Annotated in this window: 21 protein-coding genes; 4 read left to right on the top strand and 17 right to left on the bottom strand. The window is 43.8% G+C overall.

Annotation, left to right across the window (positions count from 1 at the left end; all coding sequences use genetic code 11):
• Positions 1 to 72: 72 nt before the first annotated feature.
• Positions 73 to 909: a sulfite exporter TauE/SafE family protein gene (locus DEO27_RS19210; RefSeq protein ID WP_112574982.1), complete on the bottom strand. Its 837-nt coding sequence runs from the start codon at positions 907 to 909 to the stop codon at positions 73 to 75.
• 153 nt (positions 910 to 1062) lie between these two features.
• Here DEO27_RS19210 and DEO27_RS19215 point away from each other — a divergent pair, with 153 nt between their 5' ends.
• The 4 genes from DEO27_RS19215 (at position 1063) to dapA (ending at position 6763) form a co-directional block, all read left to right on the top strand.
• The gene (locus DEO27_RS19215; protein WP_112574983.1) at positions 1063 to 2430 is read left to right on the top strand and encodes a M16 family metallopeptidase; all 1368 of its coding nucleotides are present in this window, start codon (positions 1063 to 1065) and stop codon (positions 2428 to 2430) included.
• A 13-nt stretch (positions 2431 to 2443) separates the two neighbouring features.
• Positions 2444 to 3748, top strand: coding sequence for a M16 family metallopeptidase (locus DEO27_RS19220; RefSeq protein ID WP_112574984.1), 1305 nt, complete (start codon positions 2444 to 2446; stop codon positions 3746 to 3748).
• A 47-nt stretch (positions 3749 to 3795) separates the two neighbouring features.
• Positions 3796 to 5634, top strand: a complete 1839-nt coding sequence (locus tag DEO27_RS19225; RefSeq protein ID WP_112574985.1) for a UbiD family decarboxylase — start codon at positions 3796 to 3798, stop codon at positions 5632 to 5634.
• Positions 5635 to 5866: 232 nt separating this feature from the next.
• Positions 5867 to 6763 (top strand): 4-hydroxy-tetrahydrodipicolinate synthase, encoded by an 897-nt coding sequence (gene dapA, locus DEO27_RS19230; protein ID WP_112574986.1) that lies wholly within the window; start codon positions 5867 to 5869, stop codon positions 6761 to 6763.
• A 201-nt stretch (positions 6764 to 6964) separates the two neighbouring features.
• Here the strand turns inward: dapA and DEO27_RS19235 are convergent, their stop codons facing one another.
• The 16 genes from DEO27_RS19235 to DEO27_RS19310 form a co-directional block, all read right to left on the bottom strand.
• Positions 6965 to 7144: a histone H1 gene (locus DEO27_RS19235; protein WP_090529881.1), complete on the bottom strand. Its 180-nt coding sequence runs from the start codon at positions 7142 to 7144 to the stop codon at positions 6965 to 6967.
• A 314-nt stretch (positions 7145 to 7458) separates the two neighbouring features.
• Positions 7459 to 8895: a glycoside hydrolase family 125 protein gene (locus DEO27_RS19240; protein ID WP_112574987.1), complete on the bottom strand. Its 1437-nt coding sequence runs from the start codon at positions 8893 to 8895 to the stop codon at positions 7459 to 7461.
• A gap of 264 nt (positions 8896 to 9159) precedes the next feature.
• The gene (locus DEO27_RS19245) at positions 9160 to 10404 is read right to left on the bottom strand and encodes an aminotransferase class I/II-fold pyridoxal phosphate-dependent enzyme (protein WP_112574988.1); all 1245 of its coding nucleotides are present in this window, start codon (positions 10402 to 10404) and stop codon (positions 9160 to 9162) included.
• Between the two features lie 395 nt (positions 10405 to 10799).
• Entirely contained in the window at positions 10800 to 12407 is a 1608-nt protein-coding gene (ftsZ, locus tag DEO27_RS19250) for a cell division protein FtsZ (protein WP_112574989.1), read from the bottom strand.
• A 130-nt stretch (positions 12408 to 12537) separates the two neighbouring features.
• Positions 12538 to 13881 (bottom strand): cell division protein FtsA, encoded by a 1344-nt coding sequence (gene ftsA, locus DEO27_RS19255; protein ID WP_112574990.1) that lies wholly within the window; start codon positions 13879 to 13881, stop codon positions 12538 to 12540.
• Between the two features lies 1 nt (position 13882).
• On the bottom strand, positions 13883 to 14746 hold the full coding sequence (locus tag DEO27_RS19260) for a cell division protein FtsQ/DivIB (protein ID WP_190295135.1): 864 nt from the start codon (positions 14744 to 14746) through the stop codon (positions 13883 to 13885).
• Complete coding sequence (murC, locus tag DEO27_RS19265; RefSeq protein ID WP_112574991.1) at positions 14739 to 16097, bottom strand: UDP-N-acetylmuramate--L-alanine ligase; 1359 nt, start codon at positions 16095 to 16097, stop codon at positions 14739 to 14741. Before murC ends, DEO27_RS19260 begins: the two co-directional genes overlap by 8 nt.
• A gap of 54 nt (positions 16098 to 16151) precedes the next feature.
• Positions 16152 to 17300: an undecaprenyldiphospho-muramoylpentapeptide beta-N-acetylglucosaminyltransferase gene (murG, locus tag DEO27_RS19270; RefSeq protein ID WP_112574992.1), complete on the bottom strand. Its 1149-nt coding sequence runs from the start codon at positions 17298 to 17300 to the stop codon at positions 16152 to 16154.
• Between the two features lie 82 nt (positions 17301 to 17382).
• Positions 17383 to 18567, bottom strand: a complete 1185-nt coding sequence (locus DEO27_RS19275; protein ID WP_112574993.1) for an FtsW/RodA/SpoVE family cell cycle protein — start codon at positions 18565 to 18567, stop codon at positions 17383 to 17385.
• Between the two features lie 90 nt (positions 18568 to 18657).
• Positions 18658 to 20049, bottom strand: coding sequence for a UDP-N-acetylmuramoyl-L-alanine--D-glutamate ligase (murD, locus tag DEO27_RS19280; protein ID WP_112575007.1), 1392 nt, complete (start codon positions 20047 to 20049; stop codon positions 18658 to 18660).
• 93 nt (positions 20050 to 20142) lie between these two features.
• A complete protein-coding gene (gene mraY / locus DEO27_RS19285; protein WP_112574994.1) occupies positions 20143 to 21384 on the bottom strand; it encodes a phospho-N-acetylmuramoyl-pentapeptide-transferase in 1242 nt (413 codons plus the stop codon).
• Positions 21385 to 21413: 29 nt separating this feature from the next.
• Positions 21414 to 22874: a UDP-N-acetylmuramoyl-L-alanyl-D-glutamate--2,6-diaminopimelate ligase gene (locus tag DEO27_RS19290; protein WP_112574995.1), complete on the bottom strand. Its 1461-nt coding sequence runs from the start codon at positions 22872 to 22874 to the stop codon at positions 21414 to 21416.
• On the bottom strand, positions 22871 to 24970 hold the full coding sequence (locus DEO27_RS19295; protein ID WP_112574996.1) for a penicillin-binding protein: 2100 nt from the start codon (positions 24968 to 24970) through the stop codon (positions 22871 to 22873). The genes DEO27_RS19290 and DEO27_RS19295 overlap by 4 nt, the downstream gene beginning before the upstream one ends.
• Positions 24960 to 25370, bottom strand: coding sequence for an FtsL-like putative cell division protein (locus DEO27_RS19300; RefSeq protein ID WP_112574997.1), 411 nt, complete (start codon positions 25368 to 25370; stop codon positions 24960 to 24962). The genes DEO27_RS19295 and DEO27_RS19300 overlap by 11 nt, the downstream gene beginning before the upstream one ends.
• A complete protein-coding gene (rsmH, locus tag DEO27_RS19305) occupies positions 25367 to 26269 on the bottom strand; it encodes a 16S rRNA (cytosine(1402)-N(4))-methyltransferase RsmH (RefSeq protein ID WP_112574998.1) in 903 nt (300 codons plus the stop codon). The genes DEO27_RS19300 and rsmH overlap by 4 nt, the downstream gene beginning before the upstream one ends.
• Positions 26266 to 26727, bottom strand: a complete 462-nt coding sequence (locus tag DEO27_RS19310; protein ID WP_091213347.1) for a division/cell wall cluster transcriptional repressor MraZ — start codon at positions 26725 to 26727, stop codon at positions 26266 to 26268. The genes rsmH and DEO27_RS19310 overlap by 4 nt, the downstream gene beginning before the upstream one ends.
• Positions 26728 to 26908 lie beyond the last annotated feature (181 nt).

Genomic DNA, 26908 nt, shown 5'->3' on the forward strand with positions numbered 1-26908 from the left:
TTCTCATCATGTCGAACAGCCATTGTATTCAACGTCATAAAAAAATGACTTAATGACGCAATGACCTAATGACTATATATTACCAGTAATTCCTTTATATATCATTTGCGACGCCAAAAACGTAACCACCACGGCAAAAACCACACGCAGCCATCCGGATGATGAGGTATGCACCAATATTTTTGATCCGCTTAAAGCCCCTAATAAAACACCTATGGCAACCGGCATGGAAAGTCCCGGGTCGATATAACCCCTTTGCAGGTAAACTACCGCGCTTGCAGCAGCGGTAACCCCTATCATAAAATTACTGGTAGTGGTTGATACCTTAAAAGGGATCCGCATAATCCCGTCCATCGCCAAAACCTTCAGCGCTCCTGAGCCTATGCCAAGTAAGCCCGATATCACTCCGGCAAAAAGCATCATGAAAAAACCGCCGCCAACATTTCTTACAGTATAAGGAACAGCGCCCGCCGGAGTAGGAAAACTACCATTAAGCTTCAGCTTTTCGGCCAGTACGCTTTTTTGCTGATGAATATGCTCGGCTTTCTTTTTTAATGACATTACCGCCGACAGGATCAGGATAACACCAAATAAAATGGCGATGAAATTTGTAGGGATATAAACCGCTATCAGCGCGCCTACCATAGCGCCTATGGTGGTAGCTATTTCCAGGAACATCCCCAACCTGATATTGGTTATCCCCTCTTTAACATAAGCCGCCGCCGAACCCGAAGAGGTAGCAATTACTGATACCAGTGATGCGCCTATGGCATACTGAATATCAACACCAAGTAAAATGGTAAGCAGCGGAATAATAACAACACCTCCGCCTAAACCCGTTAATGAACCCAATAAACCCGCTAAGTACGACCCAACAAGTATAATAAGCGTAAGTATGGTAACCGACATAGGGGAATAATAATGACGCTAAAGTACGGATTACTTTCTTAGGATGATTCAATTTTTAAGTTAACAGAACATTTTGCCGCCTTCGGCAATAAATTTATACCGAGTAAATTTCTTTTATTATTTTAACCTTTAAAAACCTTATCGGCGTTAACCATGATAAAGAAAATTTACGTTTTATTATTACTCTTCACAACTTCGATACCTGCATTGGCCCAGGTCAAAATCCCCGCAAACATGTTTGTAAAAACCCTGCAAAATGGGCTCACGGTATTGGTAGTTGAAGACAACAGCGTTCCGTTAGCAACAGTTGCCATAGCGTTTAAAACCGGTGCCTTTACAGAACCCATAAAATACAGCGGACTTACCGGTTTGTATCAGATGATGCTTTTCAAAGCCAATAAAGACTATGGTAATGCCGAGCAGGTTGGTTATCGTACAAGTGTATTAGGCACTCAAAAAAACAGCACTGTGCAGCAAGAATATGGCAGTTCCTTTTTTACGCTCCCAAGTTTTAATATAGAAGAAGGGTTAAAGTATATGAATTCGGCTATTCGTTTTCCGGTACTTAATAATGAAGAACTTGAACGTGAAAAAACCATTACACTTGCCCAGTTAACACAGAAAGAATCATCAGCATCATTCAAATTTAACTTAGCTATACTACAGCACTTATGGGGTAAACTCGCCAACCGAAAAGTTGCCATTGGCACGCGCGATGCCATAAATGCAGCTACGTTAAGCATGGTTGATTCGGTAAAGCTAAAATATCACCATCCTAATAATGCCATACTCATAGTTGCAGGCAAAGTAAGCCATGATGCTATATTCAAACAGGTAACACCGTTGTTTGGCAGTTGGCAGGCTTCGGCTGTTAGCCCTTTAAAAAAGTGGATAGTACCGGAGTTTGAACCACTCAAAAAAACCGACTATTTTATCACAGAATCCAACCTGGCAACCATACCGTCAATTTATATGGGTTGGCAGGGCCCCGATACGCGGCATGATATTCCCTCAACCTATGCTGCCGATATTTTTTCATATATACTTACCCAGCGATCGTCAAAATTGAGTAAAGCCCTTGTTGAAACAGGCCTGGCCCAGGAAATCAACTTTAATTACCTTACACTGGCACACGGCGGCGAAATCTCGTTTTACATACAGCCCAACCCGCAAAAAATTAAAGAATGCCTGGACGAGGCAAAAAAACAGATCAGCTTGTTTGATACCGACGATTATATTACCGACGAGCAAATCCAGACTGCCAAACGAAAACTTCAGATAAGCCAGGAACGACAGGCCGAGATCACCACGCAATACGTACAAACGCTAACTTTCTGGTGGGCATCTGCATCCCTCAATTATCACTTTACTTATAATGATAAAATAGACAAGATAACCAAAGCCGATGTACAAGCCTATGTACGCAAATACATTAAAGCAAAACCATATTGCGCCGGCTTGCTAATCAATCCCGATTTAAAAGCACAGGTTAACGCAGACGATTTTTTCAAGGCCAATTAACTCAAACTTTATCATGAAACAAGCTATTTTATCCATCATATTATTGCTCACCGGCCTTTCTGCAACTTTTGCCCAGGTGCCAGCAGCTCCAACAGCAACCTCATTTGACGTGAACGGCATCAAAGTAATTTTTAAACCCAGCCCTAAAAATGTAGTTAACGTACGCATGTATTACCGTGGTGGCGTAACCAATTACAAGCCTAACAAAGCGGGTATCGAAACCCTTACCCTGCAATCGCTTACTGATTGCGGTACTAAAAAATACAGTTCTTCGGCCTTAAAAGACACTGCTGATAAATACGAGATTTTTATGAACGGCAACTCGTCATACGATTGTGGTTATGTACAAGTCAACACTGTTTCCAAATACCTGAATCAGGCCTGGGACCTGTTTACCGAGGCCATTATGAACCCGGTATTTGAAGACCAACAGGTTGAACTGCTAAAAACTAAATTGATTTCAGAAACTAAAAATGCCCAGGCTTATCCCGATACCAGGTTGGAGCAGTTACAAATGCAAAATGCCTTTAGCGGAACACCTTATGCCACACAGCCCGAAGGCAACGAACTTACCTTACGCAACTTAACAGCAGCCGATTTAAAAGAGTACTATAAAACCCTGTTAAATAAAAACAAGATATTCATAGTGGTTGTAGGTAATTTAACCAAGCAGGAGATATTTGAAAAGGTACTGGCTTCCTTCAGTAACATGCCATCGGCGTTTTATGCAAAGCCTGATTACCCTTCTCCGGCCTGGACAGATAATAAACTGGTTGGTGAAAGACGTGACCTGCCAACCAATTATATATCGGCTATCATGAACTCACCGGCAGTTAATAGTGCCGATAATGTTCCGTTCAGGTTAGGGATCTCGGCTTTGGCCAATACCCTTTACTATGAATTACGCAACCAACGCAGATTGGCTTATGATCCAAGCGCCTCCACATGGTCATACCAAATGCCTTTTGCACATATGCATTTAAGTACCGACAAACCGCAGGAAGCTATTCCCGCCATGCTCAACATATTAAAAAATCTACAAGCGACAGGTGTTAATAATGAATGGCTTACCCGGATTAAGAACGGCTTCCTGATCAGTAATTTTATTAATGATCAGAGCGCGGCATCGGTTACTAACCGGCTTGGCCTGGCCGAAATAAATGGCGGATGGCAGTATGCCGACGATTTTCCGCAGTTGGTATATATGGCCACAACAGACCAGGTTGCTAAAGCTTTAAATACTTATATTGTTGGTTTAAGATGGACATTTCTTGGCAACCCCGACGCGATTGAGGGCTTCAAGATTCCAGCATATTAAATTGAACTATTGTTTACTTTTGGCCAATTAATATATTTTAGTTGCTCATGGGTTACTCAAGTTTACAAGCCTGCATTACCGATCTCGAAAAAAAAGGCCACCTTATTCGTATTAAGGAAGAAGTGGATCCTTACCTGCAAATGGCAGCGATACACTTACGCGTATTTGAGAACGAAGGGCCTGCTATATTATTTGAGAACGTAAAGGGCAGTAAATTCCCGGCCGTGTCTAACCTTTTCGGCACCCTCGACAGGTCAAAGTTTATTTTCAGGGACACGCTCGAAAAGATCAAGATTTTAGTTGATATCAAGAACGACCCGATAAAAGCGATAAAAAACCCATTTAAATATGCGGGTGTTGGTTTAACAGCCCTTTCTGCATTGCCTATGAAAAGCGGTGCAGGCGCGCCCATAAAATTTGGCAAATGTAATATCAGCGATATTCCGCAGATTGTAAACTGGCCAATGGACGGCGGCCCATTTGTTACCATGCCGCAGGTATATACCGAAGATGCAGATCAGCCAGGTATCATGAACGCCAACCTGGGTATGTACCGCATCCAACTGGCCGGCAATGATTATATTCAAAACCAGGAGATTGGCTTGCATTACCAGATCCACCGGGGTATAGGCGTGCATCAAACCAAAGCCAATGCCAAAGGACAGCCGTTAAAAGTGAGCATATTTGTAGGAGGACCTCCAGCACATCCAGTAGCCGCGGTAATGCCCCTGCCCGAAGGTTTATCAGAGATGACCTTTGCCGGCGCATTAGGCAATCGCCGTTTCCGGTATTTTTATGACAATGAAGGTTTTTGTATTTCGGCAGATGCCGATTTCGTGATCACCGGCACAGTTATGCCGCACGAAAATAAACCGGAAGGGCCTTTTGGTGATCATTTGGGTTACTATAGCCTGGTACACCCTTTTCCATTGATGAAAGTGCACAACGTATATCACCGTAAAGATGCCGTTTGGTCGTTTACTGTGGTTGGTCGCCCGCCACAGGAGGACACCAGCTTTGGGGCGCTCATCCATGAAATTACCGGCTCGGCCATTCCTAAGGAGATTCCTGGCCTTCATGCGGTTAACGCGGTTGATGCCGCGGGTGTTCACCCGCTGCTCTTCGCCATTGGCAGCGAACGGTACACTCCTTACCTTAAAGAGCGCAAGCCGCAGGAGATAGTTACTATCGCCAATCATATATTGGGTAAAGGTCAGTTAAGTCTTGCCAAATACCTCTTTATTGCGGCGCATGAGGACGATCCTAAACTGAATGTTAACGACATCGGCGGTTTCCTGAAACACATCCTGCAAAGGATTGACCTTACCCGCGACCTGCATTTTCACACTAATACTACCATTGACACCCTCGACTATAGTGGCGAAGGTCTTAACTCCGGCAGTAAATTAGCCGTTACCGCTGCCGGGGATATTAAACGTGAACTATGGACTGAATTGCCCGACTGGTTCAACCTCCCCCGCCCTATAACCGGCTACAAAATGGCTATGCCCGGCGTGCTGATGGTTGAAGTCCCCAAGCATGTAAATCACAAGGATATCGATAATGTTATCAGTATTCTTGAATATAGCCTGCAGGACGAAGACCTCACCGGCTTACCATTAATGGTACTTTGCGACGACGCAGGCTTCGCGGCGCAAACTATCAATAATTTTGTATGGGTAACCTTTACCCGCAGCAACCCGTCGCATGATATTTATGGGGTTGGCAGCTTTACCGAGCACAAACATTGGGGCTGTAAAGGTACGTTGATTATAGATGCCCGGATAAAACCACATCACGCCCCTGTGCTTGAACGTGTGCCCGAGGTGGAAAAAACAGTTGATAAGCTTGGCGAAAAAGGCGGCTCATTATTTGGGGTGATTTGATAATATCTCCACCGCGTCATTGCGAGGCACGAAGCAATCCCAAATTATACAGGTCGGCCCTGCTCATCAGGGATTGCTTCGTGCCTCGCAATGACGGATGCGTTAAAATGCAATTCCCCACCCAAAATCCAACTTTAAACTCAACCAAGGCACTTTTCCCCAAAATAAACCTCTAATAAAACCTTAATCTCCAATCACTAATCACTATATTAGCATCCTTTTAATTTTACTCATGAATATATTTTACGGAACAGGGGTAGCTATGGTAACCCCTTTTCATGCGGATGGTCAAATTGACTACGACGGGTTGAGAAACCTGATTGAACATTTGATTGATGGCGGGGTGGAATACCTGGTATCGTTAGGTACAACCGGCGAAAGCGCCACATTGAGCGAGGCCGAACGAAAGCAGGTTTGGGCTTTCACTGCCGAAGTGGTAAATAAGCGCGTTGGCCTGGTGGCCGGTATAGGCGGTAATAATACTCATGAAGTTGTTGAACAAATAAAATCATTTGATATTGATGGTTATGATGCTATACTTTCAGCAAGTCCGCATTATAACAAACCTACCCAGGAGGGCATTTATCAGCATTATAAAGCAATTGCGCTAAACAGTAAATTGCCTATAATATTATATAATGTACCAAGCCGTACAGGCAGCACGGTTAGCGCCGAAACAACGGTACGCCTGGCAAAAGAGTTTAAAAACATTATCGGTATCAAAGAAGCATCAGGCAATTTCGATCTGTTTAACCAACTGATGCGTGATAAACCTGAAGGTTTCCTGTTTATTTCGGGCGATGATCCGGTTACTTTACCAATGATGGCTTTAGGTGGTGTTGGTGCAATATCTGTTATTGGCAATGCCCTTCCGCGTCAGTTATCTGACATGGTTAGGCTTTTACTTAATAACGATTACAAAGGCGCACATGCTGCACATTTTGATCTGATAGAGTTTACCCGCTTAATGTTTACCGAAGGTAGCCCTGCCGGTGTTAAAACCGCTTTAAAGCAATTGGGCATCTGTGGTGATACTGTTAGGTTACCATTGGTACAGGTAAGCGAAAAAACTGCCGATGCTATTGCAACTGAACTTAAAAAGCTTGCCCCGGTAGCGGTAAAAGCGTAACCTTATACAGATTTCCCAACAAGCGTCATTGCGAGGCACGAAGCAATCCCCGATTAGAAGGTCCGCCCTGTATAGTTTGGGATTGCTTCGTACCTTGCAATGACGTTTCTTTTGTGCGGTACTTTTCAAAATCCCACATAAAATAAAAAACCCGGTCCATGGACCGGGTTTTTTATTGGAATAAGATGATAAAAAATCTTACTAAGCTTCTTTATTCTTAGCTTCCTGAACTTCAAGGCGGATTGCCTGTGCCAGGTTTTTTAGATCCTGCATGCCTTTACGTACACGTGTACCGGCAGCGCTGTTTCCTTTGTTGTAGAATTTGTCGGCATCAGCCTCTAAAGCAGCTACAAGCTCTTTTACTTCAGTAAATTTTTTCATTTAATTACTCCTTTTAAATTTTGAGGTTTATTGTTTTAATTAAAGCTAAGCTAAAATGTTTTTTGTTAATTAAAAACTTTTGAAGCCAAAAAATACGGCCTTAACAGTGGTTTTTTTCCACATTTTTGCCGGTTTCTATTTATGAGCCACCTCTTATTTTCTATTAAAAAGTTTAAATCAAACTTATATTTTAAAATAAGTTTGATTAATAATTAAAATACAAATCATATCGAAGTATAAATAATATCTATAGCTATCTATACAACTATAACATAGTATTTAAAATACTTTCAGGTATTAATATATTTACAGGTTTAAAAAGTCTGCTGCAGTATATCTGGGTAATGTTCGTGCACTTTTAGTATCAATTCGCCAAATAAAGTGTTAGCCCAGGCAAACCATTTACGGGTAAAGTCCTTTGCATCATCTTTATTGAATGATTCGTGCATGAAACCGGTGCCCGCATGAGTGCTTTTCAGCCATTTAATGCACTGTACAATCTCCGCTTTATCGGTTGAAGTGATGCCACGCATAATAATTGCCATTGGCCAGATATAGCCAATACCTACGTGCGGACCGCCAATACCTTCGGCAGCTGTGCCTTTAAAATAGTAAGGATTGCTATCGCTCAATACAAACTTACGGGTGCTTTGGTATAACGGATCATCAACCTTTACCGAATCAAGATATGGTAAAGCCAACAAGCTCGGCACGTTTGAATCATCCATGAACAACTGGTTCCCATAACCATCAACTTCAAACGGAATCACCTGTCCAAATTGCGGATGATGTCCAACCGCGTATTGTTTAAGTGCCGCCTGAACCTCTGCTGCCAAGGTTTTGCAGGCATCAGCTGTAGCATTATCATGGCCGATAGTGCTGTACATTTCGGCCATTTGATTTAAGCTTGCTACCGCGAAGTAGTTTGACGGGATCAGGAATGGATAGATAGTAGCATCATCCGACGGGCGGAAGATAGAGCAGATCAAACCAACTGGTTTAATCGGGTTACCATACCCCCTGTTAGGGGCAGTATCGCTTTGTGTTTCGGTTTTACGCTGGAAAAAGTACGGACCTTTACCGTCCTTACGTTGCTGCTCTTTAAAGGTAGCCAGGATGATCTTACCTGCTTTTTGCCAATTTTCGTCAAAGAAACTGGTATCGCCGCTGATTTTCCAGTAGTTGTAAGCCAACCTTACAGGGTAACAAAGTGAGTCGATCTCCCATTTACGCTCGTGTAACTCGGGCTTCATGGTAGTACGGTCGCTATCCCACTCACTACCGGTTGGGCCTTCGTTAAAGGCGTTTGCATACGGATCAATGATCACGCATTTAGCCTGACGGCTCAGCACACCCTGGATTAATTTCTTCAATGCCGGATCATTTTTAATGAGCGGCAGGTACGGCCAAACCTGTGCCGATGAATCGCGCATCCACATAGCATTGATGTCGCCAGTAATCACGAAAGTATCCGGCTTACCGTCTTTTTCAGAATAGTTTACCGTAGTATCTAAAGTATTGGGATAGCAGTTTTCAAAAAGCCAGGCAACTTCAGGGTCTTTGATATCGGCTTTAACTTTTTTAATGATGGCTTCAACAGCCTTGCTGGTAAATTTACGGTCGGCAAGTTTCGGGCGTTGGCTTTCAAAGGCAGGGGCCACAGCTGAAGCAAATACCGGGGTTACACCTAAGCCGATGCCGGCTGCTGCAACGCTATTAATTTTTATAAAATGTCGTCTGGTTAATTTCATGGTTTTGATATGGTAGCCGTAAAAATAGAAAAGGTTTTAGTTAAACAAAAAAGCTTGCTAAAATAATTTAGAAAACGTTTTATCAAGGTTTTTAAATGTAGAGACGCATCACATGCGTCTCCGCCAGGACAAGCAACTACGTGTCTATTTACTATAGCGGCCTTGCTCACGGGAGACGCATATAATGCGTCTCTACATCAGATTCTAAAACACAAAAAAAGCCCCGGATATCTCCGGGGCTTTTAAATATATCATCAAATGCTGTTAGGCAATTTCCAGTTTGTTCTCTTTGTAATACCCAGCTTTCAGCTTTTCGCCGATAGCGCTGTAGGCGTCAAGGGTGCGCTGTACGTCTTCCAGGCTATGTGATGCTGTTGGGATTAACCTTAGCACGATCAATCCTTTAGGGATTACCGGGTAAACCACTATCGAACAGAAAACACCATAGTTTTCACGCAGATCGCGGGTTAGTGCTGTCGCTTCAAATAAGTCGCCTTTTAAAAATACCGGGGTAACCATGGTGTTTGAAGCACCCAGGTCAAAGCCACGTTCTTTTAAACCGGCTTGCAAAGTGTTTGCAATTAACCATAGTTTTTCGCGAAGCTCTGGCTGGGTTTTCAACATTTCGAAACGCTTTTTCAAACCTAAAACCATTGGCATTGGTAATGCTTTGGCAAATGTTTGAGAACGCATGTTATAGCGCAGATAGTGGATGATATCCTGGTCGGCAGCTACAAAAGCACCAATACCGGCCATTGATTTGGCGAAGGTAGCAAAGTACACGTCCACCTCATCCATACATTCCTGCTCTTCATGTGTGCCGGCACCTGTTTTCCCCATAGTACCAAAACCATGAGCGTCATCAACCAATAAACGGAAATTAAATTTCTTTTTAAGATCGGCAACTGCCTTAAGCTTGCCTTGCGCGCCCGACATACCAAAAACGCCTTCGGTAATAAGTAATATACCACCGCCGGTCTGTTCTGTTAAACGGGTTGCACGCTCCAGCTGTTTTTCACAGCTTTCGATATCGTTATGTTGATAAACAAAGCGTTTACCCATATGTAAACGTACGCCATCAATAATGCAAGCGTGCGATTCGGCATCATAAACAATAACATCATTCCTGTCAACCAAAGCATCAATGATAGATACCATACCCTGGTAACCGTAGTTAAGCAAAAAGGCCGATTGTTTACCAACGAATTGGGCTAAGCCATTCTCAAGCTCCTCGTGATGGATTGAGTTCCCTGACATCATCCTCGCGCCCATTGGGTAAGCCATACCGTAATCTGCGGCGGCTTGCGCGTCGGCTTGTCTTACTTCGGGATGGTTAGCCAAGCCAAGATAGTTGTTAAGGCTCCAAACCAAATGCTCTTTTCCATTAAACTGCATGTGAGGGCCTATTTCGCCTTCCAGTTTAGGAAAAGAAAAATAACCATGCGACCACTTCTGGTGCTGCCCTATCGGCCCACCTAAGCTTTTTGTTATTTTATCAAATAAATCCAAAATGAATTGTTTTTATAAATTTAAATGCAAATATAGCCGTAAAAACACCTTCAAACAATAGCTATAACTTTTTAGAATAGGTTATAACCTGAGAGAACAGAAGCAAGATATTAAGAGTCAAGAACCAAGATGGTGAGATTCAAGACTTTGGAAAATAGATCTCAAACCGTCATTGCGAGGTACGAAGCAATCCCAAACTATACAAGGCAGACCTGCTTATCGGGGATTGCTTCGTACCTCGCAATGACGGTTGTTCATTTTCATGCAGCTTATTGGGCTTCAAACAAAAAAAGGGAGATCAACGCTCAGATGTAATTCTTTTGTTGATCTCCCATTCAATTATTGTGGTTTTTCCATTTTCTTCTTACTTCTTGACTCTAAAAGTCCTGACTCTTTTAGTCCGCGTTCCCGTGCAGGTAAGAATTGTTATTCCTAATCTCCACGTTACCTTCGCTATCCTGCATCAGGGAAAAACGTGAAATCTGGCTTTCGTCAGATGCAGGGGTATCCTGCAATGCTATTTCTTTACGTTTATAAGCCGGTACATTTTCCAACTCCTGGATATTACCTGTACGCAGCTTCATGCTCAGGTCTTTCAGCCTCATAATGCGCTCGCGCGATTTTTTCAACTGCTCTTCTATCGATTCGTTGGTTTTGTTGTCATCAGCACCAACCGGTTGCGGTGCCGGAGTAGGCTCTGGCTCGGGTTCCGGCATGCGTGGTTGTTCCCTTACAGGTTGCTCGTAGCTTACCGGTTCGCTCATTTTAAAAGTAAAACCAGCAGTATCCGGCTCATTATCAGCCTCCAAATCTTCATGCATTAAGCTATGTCTCACAACAGCAGGTTCTTCCTGGCGGCTACCGGCAAACATGTCAAATAAACCGGCTTGTTTAGCATCCTCTTTAGGGGCTTTAGCATAAGGCTCGGCAGGAGCATCCGCTTTAACAGGTTTAATAAACTCATTAACCGGGCGCACTGGTTGAGGTTCTTCCGGAACCAGCATCGAAACTATTTTCTTGTTGCTGTTTTCTTTTTCGCGCTCATCTTTAGTTTGGAAACCGGTAGCAATGATAGTTACCGATAATTGCTCGCCCAGGTTTTCGTCGATACAGTTACCCCAGATCAGGTCGGCAGCTAAACCGGCTTCTTCCTGGATGTAATCAGTAATTACGCTGATCTCATCCATGGTAACCTCTTTAAGGCCCGAACTGATGTTAAGCAATATATACCTTGCGCCTTCAATTTCATTGTCTTTTAACAATGGCGACGCCAATGCACCTTCAACGGCTTTAAGAGCACGATTTTCACCATCGGCGCTAAAGCTGCCCATGATAGATACACCGCTATCCTTCATTACCGTGCGCACATCTTTAAAGTCGACGTTGATATAACCCGGTAAGGTGATGATCTCGGCTATCCCTTTGGCTGCCGTGGTCAATATGTTATCAGCCTGTGCAAATGCCGAGCTCATGGTCAGGTTACCGAAAATCTGGCGAAGCCTGTCATTCGAGATCACAAGGAACGAATCGACATACTTACGCAGTTCTTCCAAACCTGCATCAGCCTGCATTTTACGGCGTTTACCTTCAAAAGAGAAAGGTGTGGTTATGATACCCACCGTTAATATATCCATTTCGCGCGCTGCTTTGGCAATGATAGGGCTTGCGCCTGTACCCGTGCCACCGCCCATACCAGCTGTAATGAACAACATTTTGGTATTAACGCCCAACATCTGTTTAATATCGTCGATATTTTCAATAGCCGAATTTTTGCCTACTTCGGGTATTGAGCCTGCACCCATGCCCTCGGTTAAACTGGCACCTAATTGCACCTTGTTAGGTATAGGGCTCAGCTCCAATGCCTGGGCATCAGTGTTGCATATTATAAAATCAACACCGGTAATTCCTTGCCTGTACATATGGTTTACCGCGTTACCACCACCACCGCCAACACCAATTACCTTGATGATTGACGATTTTTCTTTTAACATTTCAAAATGCATAATCTTCGTTTTCAGCTATATGTAATTCAACCCAACATTAGATTTTACCATCGTAATAATAACACTTTTTCAACAAGGTTTATCCACATTTGTGAGCAATGTGAATAAGTTTAACCCTTGTGAATAAATATTATTTCAGAAAGTCCTCATCCTTAATGTCATCCTTAATAAATGTTATACTCTTTTTCAGCAGCCTGTCTAACAAACCACCTTCTTTACTTTTTGTATCAAATTTTGGCTTAGCCGTTTTTACTTCAGCAGGGATCGCTTCATTCATGTATTCCATTTTCTGGATACCTTTAATCAACAAACCAATACCGGTAGCAAAAGTCGGACTTTGCAATTCTTCGTATGTTCCTTTTGGCAACACTTCGTTTTTAGCCAGGTGCTCGGTAGGGTAACCCACACGGCAATCCAAACCGGTTACAAACTCAACCAACTGACGCAAGTGTTTCAGCTGTGCGCCACCACCGGTTATCACGATACCTGCAATCAGCTTTTTCTCGTAGCCTGATGATTTGATCTCGTAGTAAACATGCTCTACGATCTCTTCCATACGGGCTTGAATTACATAAGCCAGGTTTTTCACCGAAATTTCTTTAGGCTCCCTGCCACGTAAACCCGGAACACATACTATCTCATTTTCCTTGTTCTCATCGGCCAGGGCAGATCCAAACCTTACTTTCAATTGCTCCGCGATGTTGCGCATTACAGAACAGCCTTCGCGGATATCCTCAGTTACGCTATTACCGCCGAAAGGGATAACGGCTGTATGGCGAATGATGCCTTCGTGGAAGATAGCCACATCGGTAGTGCCGCCACCAATATCAACCAAAACCACACCGGCTTCTTTTTCCTCTTCGCTCAAAACAGATTCTGAAGATGCCAGCGGCTCAAGGATCAGTTCCTGGCTTTCCAGGCTGGCCTTGTTAACACATTTTACAATGTTTTTGATAGCGGTTACCTGACCAGATATAATATGGAAGTTAGCCTCAAGCCTAACACCCGCCATACCAATAGGGTCTTTGATACCCGGCTCATTATCTACCGTAAATTCCTGCGGCAATACGTGGATGATCTCCTCGCCCGGAGGCATTACCAGGTTATACATATCCTCTATCAGTTTATCAATATCTTTACGACCGATCTCTGATTGCAGATCGCGACGGGTGATTAAACCACGGTGCTGTAAACTTTTAATGTGCTGACCCGCAATACCCACGTTCACTACCCTGATCTCCACATTTGATTGCGATCCTGCTACATCCACCGCCTGATGAATGCCCTGTACTGTTTTATCTATATTTGAAACCACACCGCGCGTTACGCCGGCAGATTCGGCCTTGCCAATTCCTAAAACCTCAATCTTCCCGTTCTTGCTCCTGCGCCCGACAATGGCACATATCTTGGTAGTCCCGATATCCAATCCTACTACAATTGGCGAACTTTTTTCCTGAGTTGAGCTTTTGTCCATATTACAATTTAATTTGAGATGTATCCCTTTTCGTCCTGAGCGAATCCTCTTTGGCAGTCTTAGCCGCTTTAATCGAATCTGCTTTTATATTTTCATTTTTTATACCAATAACCTGGTTGGTATATTTTACATTGATCACTTTATAAGTATTCCAGCCTACCTTTGGCAACACCTGCTTGTAAAAAGCCTGGAGGTTGTTCAGCTTCACGTTAAGCGAGTCGGCGTTACCTATCAGGATCCTTTGGTTGCCTACCCTCGGGATCAGTTCAATCTCACGCTCGTTGTTCACATACATCTGTGCTATCTGCGCGTCCCAAAGCGAATCCTTACGGATATAATCTGCTGCCCTGAACAAATCTTTCGCCAACCTGGTATGCAATGAATCAACACGGTTAGTAAACAACTCGTCAATGAAACCATTTGCCACCAATACCCTTGCGGTAAAGTTTGATGATAGCGGAATTTTTAAACCATGCTGATCTACATAAAAATCCATATCATAACGGTTCATGATCCGCAGTATCGGCTGGCGCTGACTTACCTCAACCCTTAATACCCCGTCCATTTCGGTATAAACCTTGGCAAACTCAATAAAAGGGTTAGCCTTAAGCTTATCCTCCAGCTCCTGGATATTAATATTCTCGACACGTCTGCCTACCAGCGAGTGACTGGTAACTTCAATAATGTGATCAACTTCCTGCTTGTCAATAAAATACTGACCGCCAGGAATGCTCACATTTACCGAAGTACACCTAACATCCGCTTTTTTTGTTTCAATAAAACTCATGAGCACCACAAGGCCACCAAGGCATATTACCCAGGCACAACCTATCAGCAGGCGCTTCCAAATGAGTTTTTTATTCATTACTTAATACTTGTTTTAATGGCTGCACCAGCGTATCAATATCACCGGCTCCTACTGTTAACAATAGTTCAGGTTTTTCGGAAGCTATCGCAGCTACCGCGGCCTCCTTACTTAATATCCTTTTATTTTGCAAATGCATACGGTTAAGCAGCATCTGCGAGTCAACTCCTTCTATCGGCAATTCGCGCGCCGGGTAAATTTCCAGCAATATGAGCTCATCTACCATGTCCAGCACTTCGGCAAAACCATCGGCAAAGTCGCGGGTGCGGGTAAATAAATGCGGCTGAAATATGGCCGTTAATTTTTTAGCCGGATATAATCTCTTAATTGATGATATGCATGCCCTCAATTCTTCAGGGTGATGCGCATAATCATCAATGTAGATATGCTCCGGTGTTTTAACAATGTATTCAAACCTGCGTTTAACACCTCTGAATGATGCCAGCGCCGCTTTAATATTTTCAGGCGAAATATTCAGCTTCAACACAGCTTCAATGGCAGCTACAGCATTCTCCACGTTGTGAGTGCCTGCTATACCCATTCTTATATCGGTGATATTTACCGCGGCACTGTTGTAGTCGAAGTAAAAATCGCCGTCAATGATCCTCACGTTTGAAGCATGCGCGTCGGCAGTTTCATCTTCAAAAGCGTAAGTATAACCACCATCTAACGGCAAACCATTTTTGTGCACCAGCGTACCGCCCGGTTTTATCTGCGAGGCGAATAGCTTAAACGATTCGGTCAGATGCGCGTGATCGCCATAAATATCCAGGTGATCTGCATCCATTGATGTAATGATAGCCACATCAGGAAACAGCGTAAGGAACGAGCGATCATACTCATCGGCCTCAACCACCATTACATTGTTTTTACCGTACAGCACATTGGTTTGGTAGTTTGATGAAATACCACCCAAAAAAGCCGAGCAATCATTGCCCGATGCCTTTAGCAAATGCGCTACCATGGTTGAGGTGGTAGTTTTGCCGTGCGTACCGGCAACAGCGATGGTGAACGAGCTTTTGCTGATCAAACCTAAAACCTGCGAACGCTTGAACAACTCGAAGCCGTGACTTTTGAAATAATTAACGATATGTGAATCCTTTGGCACCGCAGGCGTATAAATGATCAACGTATCGCTGCACGGCTTTTGGAAACTCATCGGGATATAATCCGCATGGTCTTCAAAAACAACCTGGATGCCTTCGTTGTGCAACTGGTTTGTTAAATCAGTCGACGTTTTATCATATCCGCAAACAATGCAACCCAAATGATGGAAATAGCGTGCCAGGCCGCTCATACCGATGCCGCCTATGCCTATGAGATAAACTCTTTTTATGTCGTGCAGTTCCATTTTCAATTTGTTTAAAAAAGGCCCTCCTCCCTTTGGAAGAGGAGGACCATCATCTTAATTGTTACTTATTATTTGGATAAGTTCCTTTGCTATAACTTCATCGGCATTTGGCATGGCCATTTTACCAATGTTATTGCTCAATTTTTTCTGCAGGTCGCGGTCTTCAAATAATTCAAGCGCCCTGTCAACCAGCTTTGCTTCGGCGTCCCGGTCGGCCACAAAAACGGCCGCGTTTTCATGTACCAGGGCCAAAGCGTTTTTGGTTTGATGATCTTCAGCCACATTGGGCGAAGGCACCAGGATCACCGGCTTTTTGATGGCGCACAACTCGGCAATAGTGCCGGCCCCTGCCCTTGATATAATAACATCGGCAGCGGCATAAGCCAGGTCCATCCGGGTTAAAAACTCCCTGATCTGCAGATCGGGGTGATAGTTTTCGCCCAGCTTTTCGATGATGCTTTTATAATAAAACTTGCCGGTTTGCCATATCACCTGTACATCGGCAGCCAGCAGTTTATCAATACCATTCATGATACTATTGTTCAGCGTACGTGCCCCAAGGCTGCCACCGGTTATCAGTATCGTTTTTTTAAAGTGCGACAAATGGTACAACTCCAAAGCCTGCATATGTTTACCGGCAATGTTCACGGCATCCTTACGGATGGGGTTACCGGTTTTTATGATTTTATCGGCAGGAAAAAACTTCTCCATACCATCAAAGGCCACGCAGATCTTTTGGGCGTGTTTGCCTAACCATTTATTAGTAATACCCGCGTACGAGTTTTGCTCCTGTATGAGGTATGGAATCCCCTTTAGCGACGCGGCATATAACAGCGGCCCTGAAGCATATCCGCCGACACCAACCGCGGCATCAGGTTTAAAATCTTTAATGATTTTGATAGCCTTGCGCACGCTATTGGCAAGCTTGACAGGGAACATCAGGTTTTTGACAATGGAACCACGCTGAATCCCCTGGATATCCAAACCGATAATTTTATAACCCGCCGCCGGAACTTTATCCATTTCCATACGACCGTTAGCGCCTACAAACAGAATCTCGGTATTGGGATCAATATTTTTTAAAGCATTGGCAATAGAGATAGCCGGGAAGATATGTCCTCCTGTTCCGCCACCGCTGATGATGATACGCGGCGACGCCCCCCCCGCCCCCTGAAGGGAGTGCTTTTGAGTTGCGTCTTTCATATCCTTGCTTTTATCTGTCACTTTTTGTTAACGTTTATATAACCATCTCAATCATTTCCCCTTTAGGGGGTTAGGGGGCGGCTCACGCCGTCCTGATCTCTCCTACTATAATTTTATTCGGCCCTGCGTTATCTTCTTTTATAGTTTTATCTTTTTTAGGCTCTTCAATATCCTTGCTTACCGACAGGATAATCCCAAAGGCTATACTGGTGAACAATATCGAAGTACCCCCCATACTCACCAGCGGCAACGGCACACCTGTTACCGGCCCCAAACCAACGGCTACAGCCATATTGGCAAAAGCCTGTATAGTTAAGCTGAAACTTAAACCACAGGCCAGTAAGGCCCCAAAGGCTTTTGGTGCTTTGGTTATAATCTTGATACATCGATACAGCAGGAACACATAGATCCCCACTACAACTATACCACCTACCAAACCATACTCTTCAACAATAATGGCGTAAATTTCATCGGAGTATGATTCGGGCAGGTAATTTCTCTCGGTACTGTTCCCGGGGCCCTTGCCAAATAAACCACCTGTAGCGATAGCAATTTTAGCATGGTCGCTCTGGAAGGACTTATCAGCCTTCGCCAGTTCGGGATGCATAAACACCTTCATACGCGATACGTAAGTATGCCGCCTCGGACCAAGGAATATAACGCCCAGTAACAATATAAAGCCTGCAGCGCAAGTGATGGCTATTTGCCTGATACTGATACGGCCAATGATCAATAGTAATATGCTAACCCCAAACAGCATCAAGGCTGTTGAAAGGTTGGCCAGCGCAATCAGGATAAACACCACGCAAACCGAGCCCATGATAGGCAAAAAGGATTCTTTAACATCCTTAATATTTTCCTGCTTGCGCGATAATGTACGGGCCAGGTAAGTAATTAATGCCAGCTTAGCCAAATCCGAAGTCTGGAAGCTTAACCCGGTTCCGGGGATGGCTATCCAGCGACTTGCGTTGTTGATATGACTACCAAAAGCCAGCGTATACAACAATAACGGAATGGTTACGATCATCATCACCTTAGAGATACCTGCATAATAGCGGTAATCAAGCTTATGCGAAAAATACATTAGCGCTATACCTCCCACTATCATAAACACGTGTTTCATGAGAATGATCTCAACTCCTTTACCCTGCTTAAATGCCAGCGTACCCACCGAGCTATATACCGCCAACAAGGATATAACAGAAAGCAATATGACTATGAGCCATATCCAGCGATCTCCTTTTGTGTTGTTTAATATCCTATGCATTTCTTTTTTATTTGGTTCATGGTTGATGGTTCATAGATCATGGCTTAGATTTTTTCACTATGATCCATGAACTATCAACTATGAACTATTTTACAATTCCTTCACTGCCGCTTTGAACTGATCGCCACGGTCTTCATAATTTTTAAAAAGATCGAAGCTGGCGCAGGCCGGCGACAGTAATACCGTATCACCTTTGGTTGCCAGGTGATAAGCCACAGTTGCAGCCTCCTGGGCCGATGATGTATTTACTATAATTTCAACCATATCGTCAAAAGCCTCGTGAATGCGTTTATTGTCTTTACCTAAACACACAATGGCTTTTACCTTTTGCTTAACCAGATCATTAAGCATAGTGTAATCATTTCCTTTGTCAACACCACCTAAGATCAGCACTACATCGCTGGTCATGCTTTCCAAAGCGTACCAGGTTGAGTTAACATTGGTAGCCTTTGAATCGTTAATGAAGCGGATGCCGGAGATATTGGCAACAAACTCCAGGCGGTGCTCAATGCTTTTAAAGTTGCCCATGCTCTCCCTCATCGTTTCGTTACGCAGCTCCAACACCTTTGCTACAATACCCGATGCCATGGAGTTGTAAATGTTGTGTTTGCCTTGCAGGGCTAAATCTTGAATTGACATTGTAAAATGTTCTTGTGTTGTGTTAATGACAATATTGTCGTTGTTATCCAGGTATGCGCCCGGTTCAAATTTTTGCTGTATGGAAAATGGCAACAGCTGTGCCCCGAACGTTCGCTCTTTCATTCCCTTTATTGTTTCCGGATCATCGGCACAATAAATAAAATAATCGGCTACAGTCTGGTTCTGCGTTATCCTGAATTTGGATGCGGCATAGTTTTCCAGTTTATAGTCATACCTGTCCAAATGGTCGGGTGTGATGTTTAGTAGTACCGCTATGTCAACCTTAAACCTGAACATATCGTCAAGCATAAAGCTGCTTAGCTCCAGCACATACCAGTCAAACTTTTCGGTAGCAACCTGGTAAGCAAAGCTTTTGCCTATGTTGCCTGCCAAACCAACGTTCATCCCCGCATCTTTTAAAATGTGGTAGGTTAGGCTGGTAGTAGTAGTTTTACCGTTTGAACCTGTTATACCAATGATCTTTGCATCAGTGTACCTCCCGGCAAACTCAATCTCTGATATTACAGGCGTTCCCTTTTCGTGCAGCTTTTTGATGATCGGTGCCTTATCCGGAATACCGGGGCTTTTGACCACTTCGGCCGCGTTCATGATAAGTTCTTCTGTATGCTGTTTCTCTTCAAAAGGAATTCTCCAATCTTCAAGCTGTTTTTTATAGTTATCGGCAATGCCACCGAAATCCGACACAAAAACATCAAAGCCTTGCTGCTGCGCAAGGTATGCAGCACCAACACCGCTTTCTCCTGCACCGAGGATAACTAACCTCGCAGCCCCATCCGAAGGAGAGGGAGTTGATTGGTTTGATATTTTATTGTCCTGATCCATTTTTACTTTTTTGATTTCACCGATGTTTTTCACTCCACCGGTTCCATTTTCCAATTTCTTCTTTCCTAACCTCTAATCTTCAATCACTAACCTCTAACGAAGCTTCAACGTTATCACCGTAACTATCGCCAGTATGATACAAATGATCCAGAAGCGGGTAACAATTTTTGCTTCATGGAACCCTTTTTTCTGATAGTGGTGATGAAGCGGGGCCATTAAAAACACACGCCTGCCCTCGCCGAATTTCTTTTTGGTGTATTTAAACCACGACACCTGGATAATTACCGAAAAATTCTCTACCAGGAAAATACCACACAACAGCGGCAGCATCAGTTCCTTGCGGATCATGATAGCAAACACCGCGATGATACCGCCTATGGCCAAACTGCCGGTATCGCCCATGAATACCTGTGCCGGGTATGAGTTATACCATAGAAAGCCTACGCACGCACCAACAAAAGCACCGGCAAAAACTACCAGCTCGCCCGAGTTAGGGATGTACATAATGTTCAGGTAATCGGCAATAACCGTGTTACCCGATACATAAGCCAGTATAGCCAGCGTGATGCCTATAATAGCAGAAGTACCCGTCGCCAGGCCATCAATGCCATCGGTTATATTTGCTCCGTTTGATATAAACGTGATGATCAGGATCACAAAAAACAGGAACACCACAAGCGCATATTGCTCATAACCTTTACCTAAAAACTTTAACACCTTGGCGTAATCAAATTCATTGTTTTTATAAAACGGCATGGTTGTTTTGGTAGAATGCACATCCTGCGTATAAACCGGGGTATTACGTTTCATATGAAACTCAACCGGGGCATCGTCCTTCACCGGCAAAACCACTTCCTGGCGGATGATGATGCTGCTGTTGAAATACATCGTCCACCCAACAATAAGCGACAAACCAACCTGACCAATGATCTTGAACCTTCCCGCTAAACCTTCTTTGTTCTTTTTAAATACTTTAATATAATCATCCAAAAAGCCGATAGCGCCTAACCAAACGGTAGTAACTATCATCAGGATCACATAAACGTTCTCCAGCTTGGCAAACAGCAGCGTTGGTATTAAAATACCCAGCAAAATGATGACACCACCCATTGTAGGGGTACCCGATTTTTGCATCTGCCCTTCCAGTCCCAAATTCCTTACGGTTTCACCAACCTGTTTAAAGCGCAGGTAATCAATCAGCCTTCTGCCATAAACCGTAGTGATCAGCAATGATGTAATTACAGCCATCGCCATCCGGAAGGTGATGTATTGAAATACACCTATCCCGGGGATACTGTAATTTTTGCTTAAGTAGTTAAACAGGTAATACAACATTGCTCTTCTCTTTTACTAATAGTATCTTCTTATACCAAATCTTTAAACCGGTTCTCCAATTCTTCCATATCGTCGAAGTGGTTTTTCACTCCGTTTATTTCCTGGTATTTTTCGTGCCCTTTGCCCGCTACCAGGATAATATCACCGGGGTTAGCCAGCATACAGGCGGTCTTGATTGCTTCGTGCCTGTCGATAATGCTTACCGTATGTCTTTTAAATGCCGGATCAACACCTTCTTCCATTTCTTTGATGATCTGCGCCGGATCTTCGGTACGCGGATTATCTGATGTCAGGATCACTTTATCACTCCACTCACAGGCTGTTTTGGCCATAATGGGGCGTTTGGTTTTATCCCTATCGCCGCCGCAGCCAATTACCGTGATCACTTTCTCATTTCCTTTGCGGATATCGTGAATAGTACTCAACACATTTTGTACAGCATCCGGTGTGTGGGCATAATCAACTATACCTACTACTTTGTTTGGCGCGGTTATATATTCAAATCGGCCTTCGGCACCGGTCAGTTTGCTTAAGCTGGTAAGCACTTTAGCTTTATCCTGTTCAAGCAGCATAGCAGTAGCATAAACCCCTAACAGGTTGTATGCATTGAATGTACCCACCATTTTAAACCATACTTCCTCGCCGTCAATTTGCAGCAGCAAACCGCTGAACTGATTTTCGAGGATGCGGGCCTTATAATCGGCCATGGTTTTAAGGCCATAACTTTTTTTATGCGCCGCCGTATTTTGCAGCATTACATTACCATTCTTATCATCGCTGTTGGTAAGCGCGAAAGCCTCTTTCGGCAAGCCGTCAAAAAATTCCTTTTTGGCATTCAAATACCTCAGGAAGGTTTTATGATAATCTAAATGGTCATGCGTTAAGTTGGTGAACACACCACCTGCAAAAACCAAACTTTCGATGCGTTTTTGTGAAATAGCATGCGAGCTTACTTCCATAAAGCAATAATCGCAGCCGCTGTCCACCATTTCGGCCAGCAGATTGTTCAGCTCAACCGGATCTGGTGTAGTATGGGTTGATGGGATCACCTTGCCGTTGATCTGGTTTTCAACAGTTGATAGTAAACCGCATTTATATCCCAAATCGCGGAACAACTGGTAAAGCAACGTAGCGATAGTGGTTTTGCCATTAGTGCCTGTTACTCCAACCAATTTTAATTTAGCCGATGGATTATCGTAAAAGTTAGCAGCAACAAGAGCTAAGGCCACAGCCGAATCGGCCACCATCAGGAAATCAACCTCGCCGGTGGTATGAGCAGGCAGGTCTTCGCAAATTACCGCTACAGCACCTTTTTTAATGGCCTGATCGATATAATCGTGTCCATCAACAACAGTACCTTTAACAGCAACAAACATCGCCCCCGGGATTACTTTTCTTGAATCAAAAGCAATCGCTGTGATCTCCACATCGGCGCTTCCCTGCAACTCAGTGAAGGCCAGTCCATCAATTACATCGCTTAAATACCTCATTGCAGCTCTAATAAAATTCGTGATCCTTTTGGTATAACACTTCCACCGGTAACCGATTGATTGGCAACTACACCGCTTCCGCGTACAGTTACCTTATAACCCGCGTTACCCATTACGTACAACGCGTCGCTAAGTCCCATGCCCGTTACCGCCGGCACAGTACCATTTTTATATTTTACTTCCTCAAACGGAATACCATTGCTCGTATCAACCGTGCTATTGGCCGACGCGTACAAAGGTTTAACGCCCAGTTTTGAATAAACTTTTTTCAAGGCTTTCATATTACCTTGTTTCACCTGCGGCAATACCGTATTGCCTACATAATGGGTCTGTGAATTCTGGTTAATATCCAGATCATTGGCATAAACCCTGTCTGCCACTTCCCTAAACACCGGACCGGCAACCTTCGCCGCCAGGTAATCGCCTTGTGTTGGGTTATTGATCACCACAATCATCGAGTATTTAGGATGATCGGCAGGGAAATAACCGCAAAACGAAGCCTGGTATTTTTTATCCTTATAGCCTTTGGTTCCGTTGGCCACCTGCGCTGTTCCGGTTTTGCCGGCCACGCTGTAAAGCTTGTTTTTAATAACATTTTTACCGGTACCATTCATCACTACACCTTCAAGCATACCCCTTACTTTACCTAAAGTAGCCTCCGAGCAAACCTGCTCGGTAATAACCCTTGCCTGAAACTGTTCAATAGGATTACCCAATCTCCTGATCTCACGAACCAGCAGCGGAGCAATCATTTTACCGTTATTAGCTACCGAGTTATAATAAGCCAGCATTTGCAGCGGCGTGATATTCATTTCGTAACCGTAAGCCATCTCGGGCAAACTGTAATTTTTGTTCCAGCTGCGGTTTGACGGATTTTTTATTACCGGCCTGCCTTCACCCTGAATTTGAAGCCCAAGCTTTTCATTCAGATGATAGCTGTACAGCTTATTGATGTACTGCCATGGGTTATTATGGTAAAACTTATCAACCAGTTTTGCCGCAGCCACGTTTGATGACTCCTCAAAAGCACGCCTAACCGACATTTCATAATTATCATGTTCGGTATCGGTAATAGTTGGCCCTTTCGGGAACTTATATTTACCACCCTCGGCATTAACTATGGTGCTGGTATCAATCTTATGCTGATCGAGCATGGTCATGTACGATGCCAGCTTAAAGGTTGAACCCGGATCGATGGCGTTACTGATAGCGTAGTTCATCTGCTCCTTGTAATCGCCATCTTTAGTGCGTGTGTAATTGGCAATTGCCCTGATCTCTCCTGTTGATACCTCCATCAGCACCACACAGCCATGATCGGCAGCGCTTTTTACCAGTTGTTTCTTCAATGCATCCTGTGCCACATCCTGGAAGTTTACATTGATGGTTGAAATGATATCAGCGCCGTCTTTAGGTGCTACTTCATCATCGTCATCAACCGGCATCCAGATGCCGCCCGGAATCCGCTGCATTAAACGCCTGCCGCTTTCGCCGTTGATATATGAAGCATAAGCTCCTTCCAAACCAACCGGGTTTTTAACGTTTTCGTTTTTGTAACCGATGGTACGTGCCGCCAGCGACTGGAATGGCAGGATCCTTTTATTTTTCTGAATAACGATCAATCCGCCTTTGTACTTACCCATGTTAAACACCGGGAACTGACGGATCTTTTTCAAATCCTGGTATGAAACCTTACGCCTGATGAGCACATAACGTGAGCTATCCCTGCGGGCCTCACGCAATATGCGTGAATAATCCCTTGCAGACCTATCACCAAACATACCCGACAGCTTTGCAGCCAGCAGGTCTATATTATTATTAAATGCCGTATCTGATGCAATACCACCGGCCAGCATATCCATATGCAATTCGTACTCTGGTACCGAAGTAGCCAGCAGACTTCCATCAACAGAAAAAATATTGCCCCTTGCAGCTTCAACAGTTTGATATTGAGCAGAAAGATCGGCAGCCATAGCTTTCCACTTGTCGCCCTGAACATATTGCAGGCGGCAAAGCTGCACAACAACGGCAATGGCCAAAAGCAAAACAAGACCAAAGGCTAAATAAACCCTGGCCAGTATGTTAGTCCTAATTCCCATCTGCCACCTCCTTCACTGTTATTTTTCCCGGCGGATCAACCGACTGACTCAAACCCAATGTATCTGCACGCTTGGCCACTTCGGTAAGCGTGCTTTTGAATGCCATATCGGCCTTAGTCGATTTATAATCCCAGCCCAACTCTTTAACCTCCTTAGTAAGCGCGTCAATTTCGCGTACCGATTTTTCGGCATAGTGCATGTTACCAATGTACACCATACCTAAAAAGGCTAAAAACAAAACAAAGGGCAAAGCATTGGTGGCCTTCTCGGTTGTAAGAAAGCCTTTGGTGAAAAGCTGCGTAAAAAAGTTATCGGGCAATTCCCTTGCAGGTCGCCTTTCTTCAACAACTTCTTCTACTTCTTCTTCCTCCTGAATTTCTGTACGTAAACGATTGGTCATTTTTTTACAGCTATTCTTAATTTAGCGCTCCGTGCCCTATTATTTTTGGTTATCTCCTCTGCCGATGCCGTTATAGCCCCGCGGCTTACAGCATCAAGCGGTTTATTATCGTTTCCATAAAGGTCTTTCTCCACCTCGCCACTGAACTTGCCTTTGGCTATGAAGTTTTTTACCAGCCTGTCTTCCAGCGAGTGGTATGACATTACTACCAGCCTGCCGCCAATTGCCAAAACATCTGCCGATTGCATTAAAAAATCTTTCAATGCTTCCAGCTCCTGGTTAACCTCTATCCTTAATGCCTGGAACACTTGTGCCAGGTATTTATTTTCTTTTCCTTTAGGGATGCGGTTACTGATCACATTTTTCAGATCAGCAATGGTAATTATAGGCACATTTAACCTTGCTGTAGCAATGGTTTCGGCCAATGATTTAGCATTTTGAATTTCTCCGTAAATGCCAAAAATCCGGTGCAGGTCGGCAACCGAATAATTATTTACCACATCCTTAGCAGTCAGCTCGCCCAACTGGTTCATGCGCATATCCAACTCGGCATCAAACCGGATGGAAAACCCGCGATCGGCCTCATCAAACTGGTGCGATGACACACCCAGATCGGCCAGTATACCATTTACAGGGATAGCACCATGTAAACGGCAAAAGTTTTTGAGATATCTAAAATTCTGATCTACAAAAACAAAACGCTCATCATCAATAATATTCCGCTGCGCATCAGCATCCTGATCAAAAGCGATCAGCCTGCCTTTTGGCCCCAGGTGTTTTAATATCTCGCGCGAATGCCCGCCACCTCCAAAAGTCACATCCACATAAGTACCGTCCGGATCAATATTCAGCCCATCAATACACTCCTTCAGCATTACCGGTACATGGTACTCACTCATTCCTGCTCCTTATTTTTACCGCCCATTACTTTTTTAGCCAGTGCGCTAAAGCTTTTTGGCTCATCATCCATCAGTTTGCGGTGCGCTTCGGCATCCCAAACCTCAATTTTATTTAACTGGCAAGCCAGCACAACGTCACCTTTTATACCCGCATATTCCAACAGGAATTTCGGCAACAATACCCTACCGGCAGCATCAGGCATAAGCTCGGTGGCACCACGGGTAAAATATCGTATAAAGGCTATATTATCCTCTTCGTATTCATTAAGTTTGCTCAAATCTTCAAGTCGTTTATCCCATTCCTTTTTAGTGTATATGACAAGGTACTTTTCGAACCCGCGATTGATCACCAGGCCTTCAGATTCCAGTTCAGGAAGCTTTTTCTTAAGGCCAGCCGGGATCATCATCCTAAATTTAGGATCAAGCTTACACTCAAATTCACCGGTTAAAAACGACATTGTATGACTTGGGCAATTTTGTAACGTAAAAGTAAATACTTTTACCACTTTCTACCACTTTCCCCCACTAAAAGTTTTCAACAATTTTTAGACGGCTCTGTTTTATGTTTTTTAAAGTTTTTCAGAAATTTCACCCTCTATAAAATCCACTAATAGACAGATAGTTACATCGGGTTTTAGC

The sequence above is a fragment of the Mucilaginibacter rubeus genome (genome assembly GCF_003286415.2).
Taxonomy (GTDB): domain Bacteria; phylum Bacteroidota; class Bacteroidia; order Sphingobacteriales; family Sphingobacteriaceae; genus Mucilaginibacter; species Mucilaginibacter rubeus_A.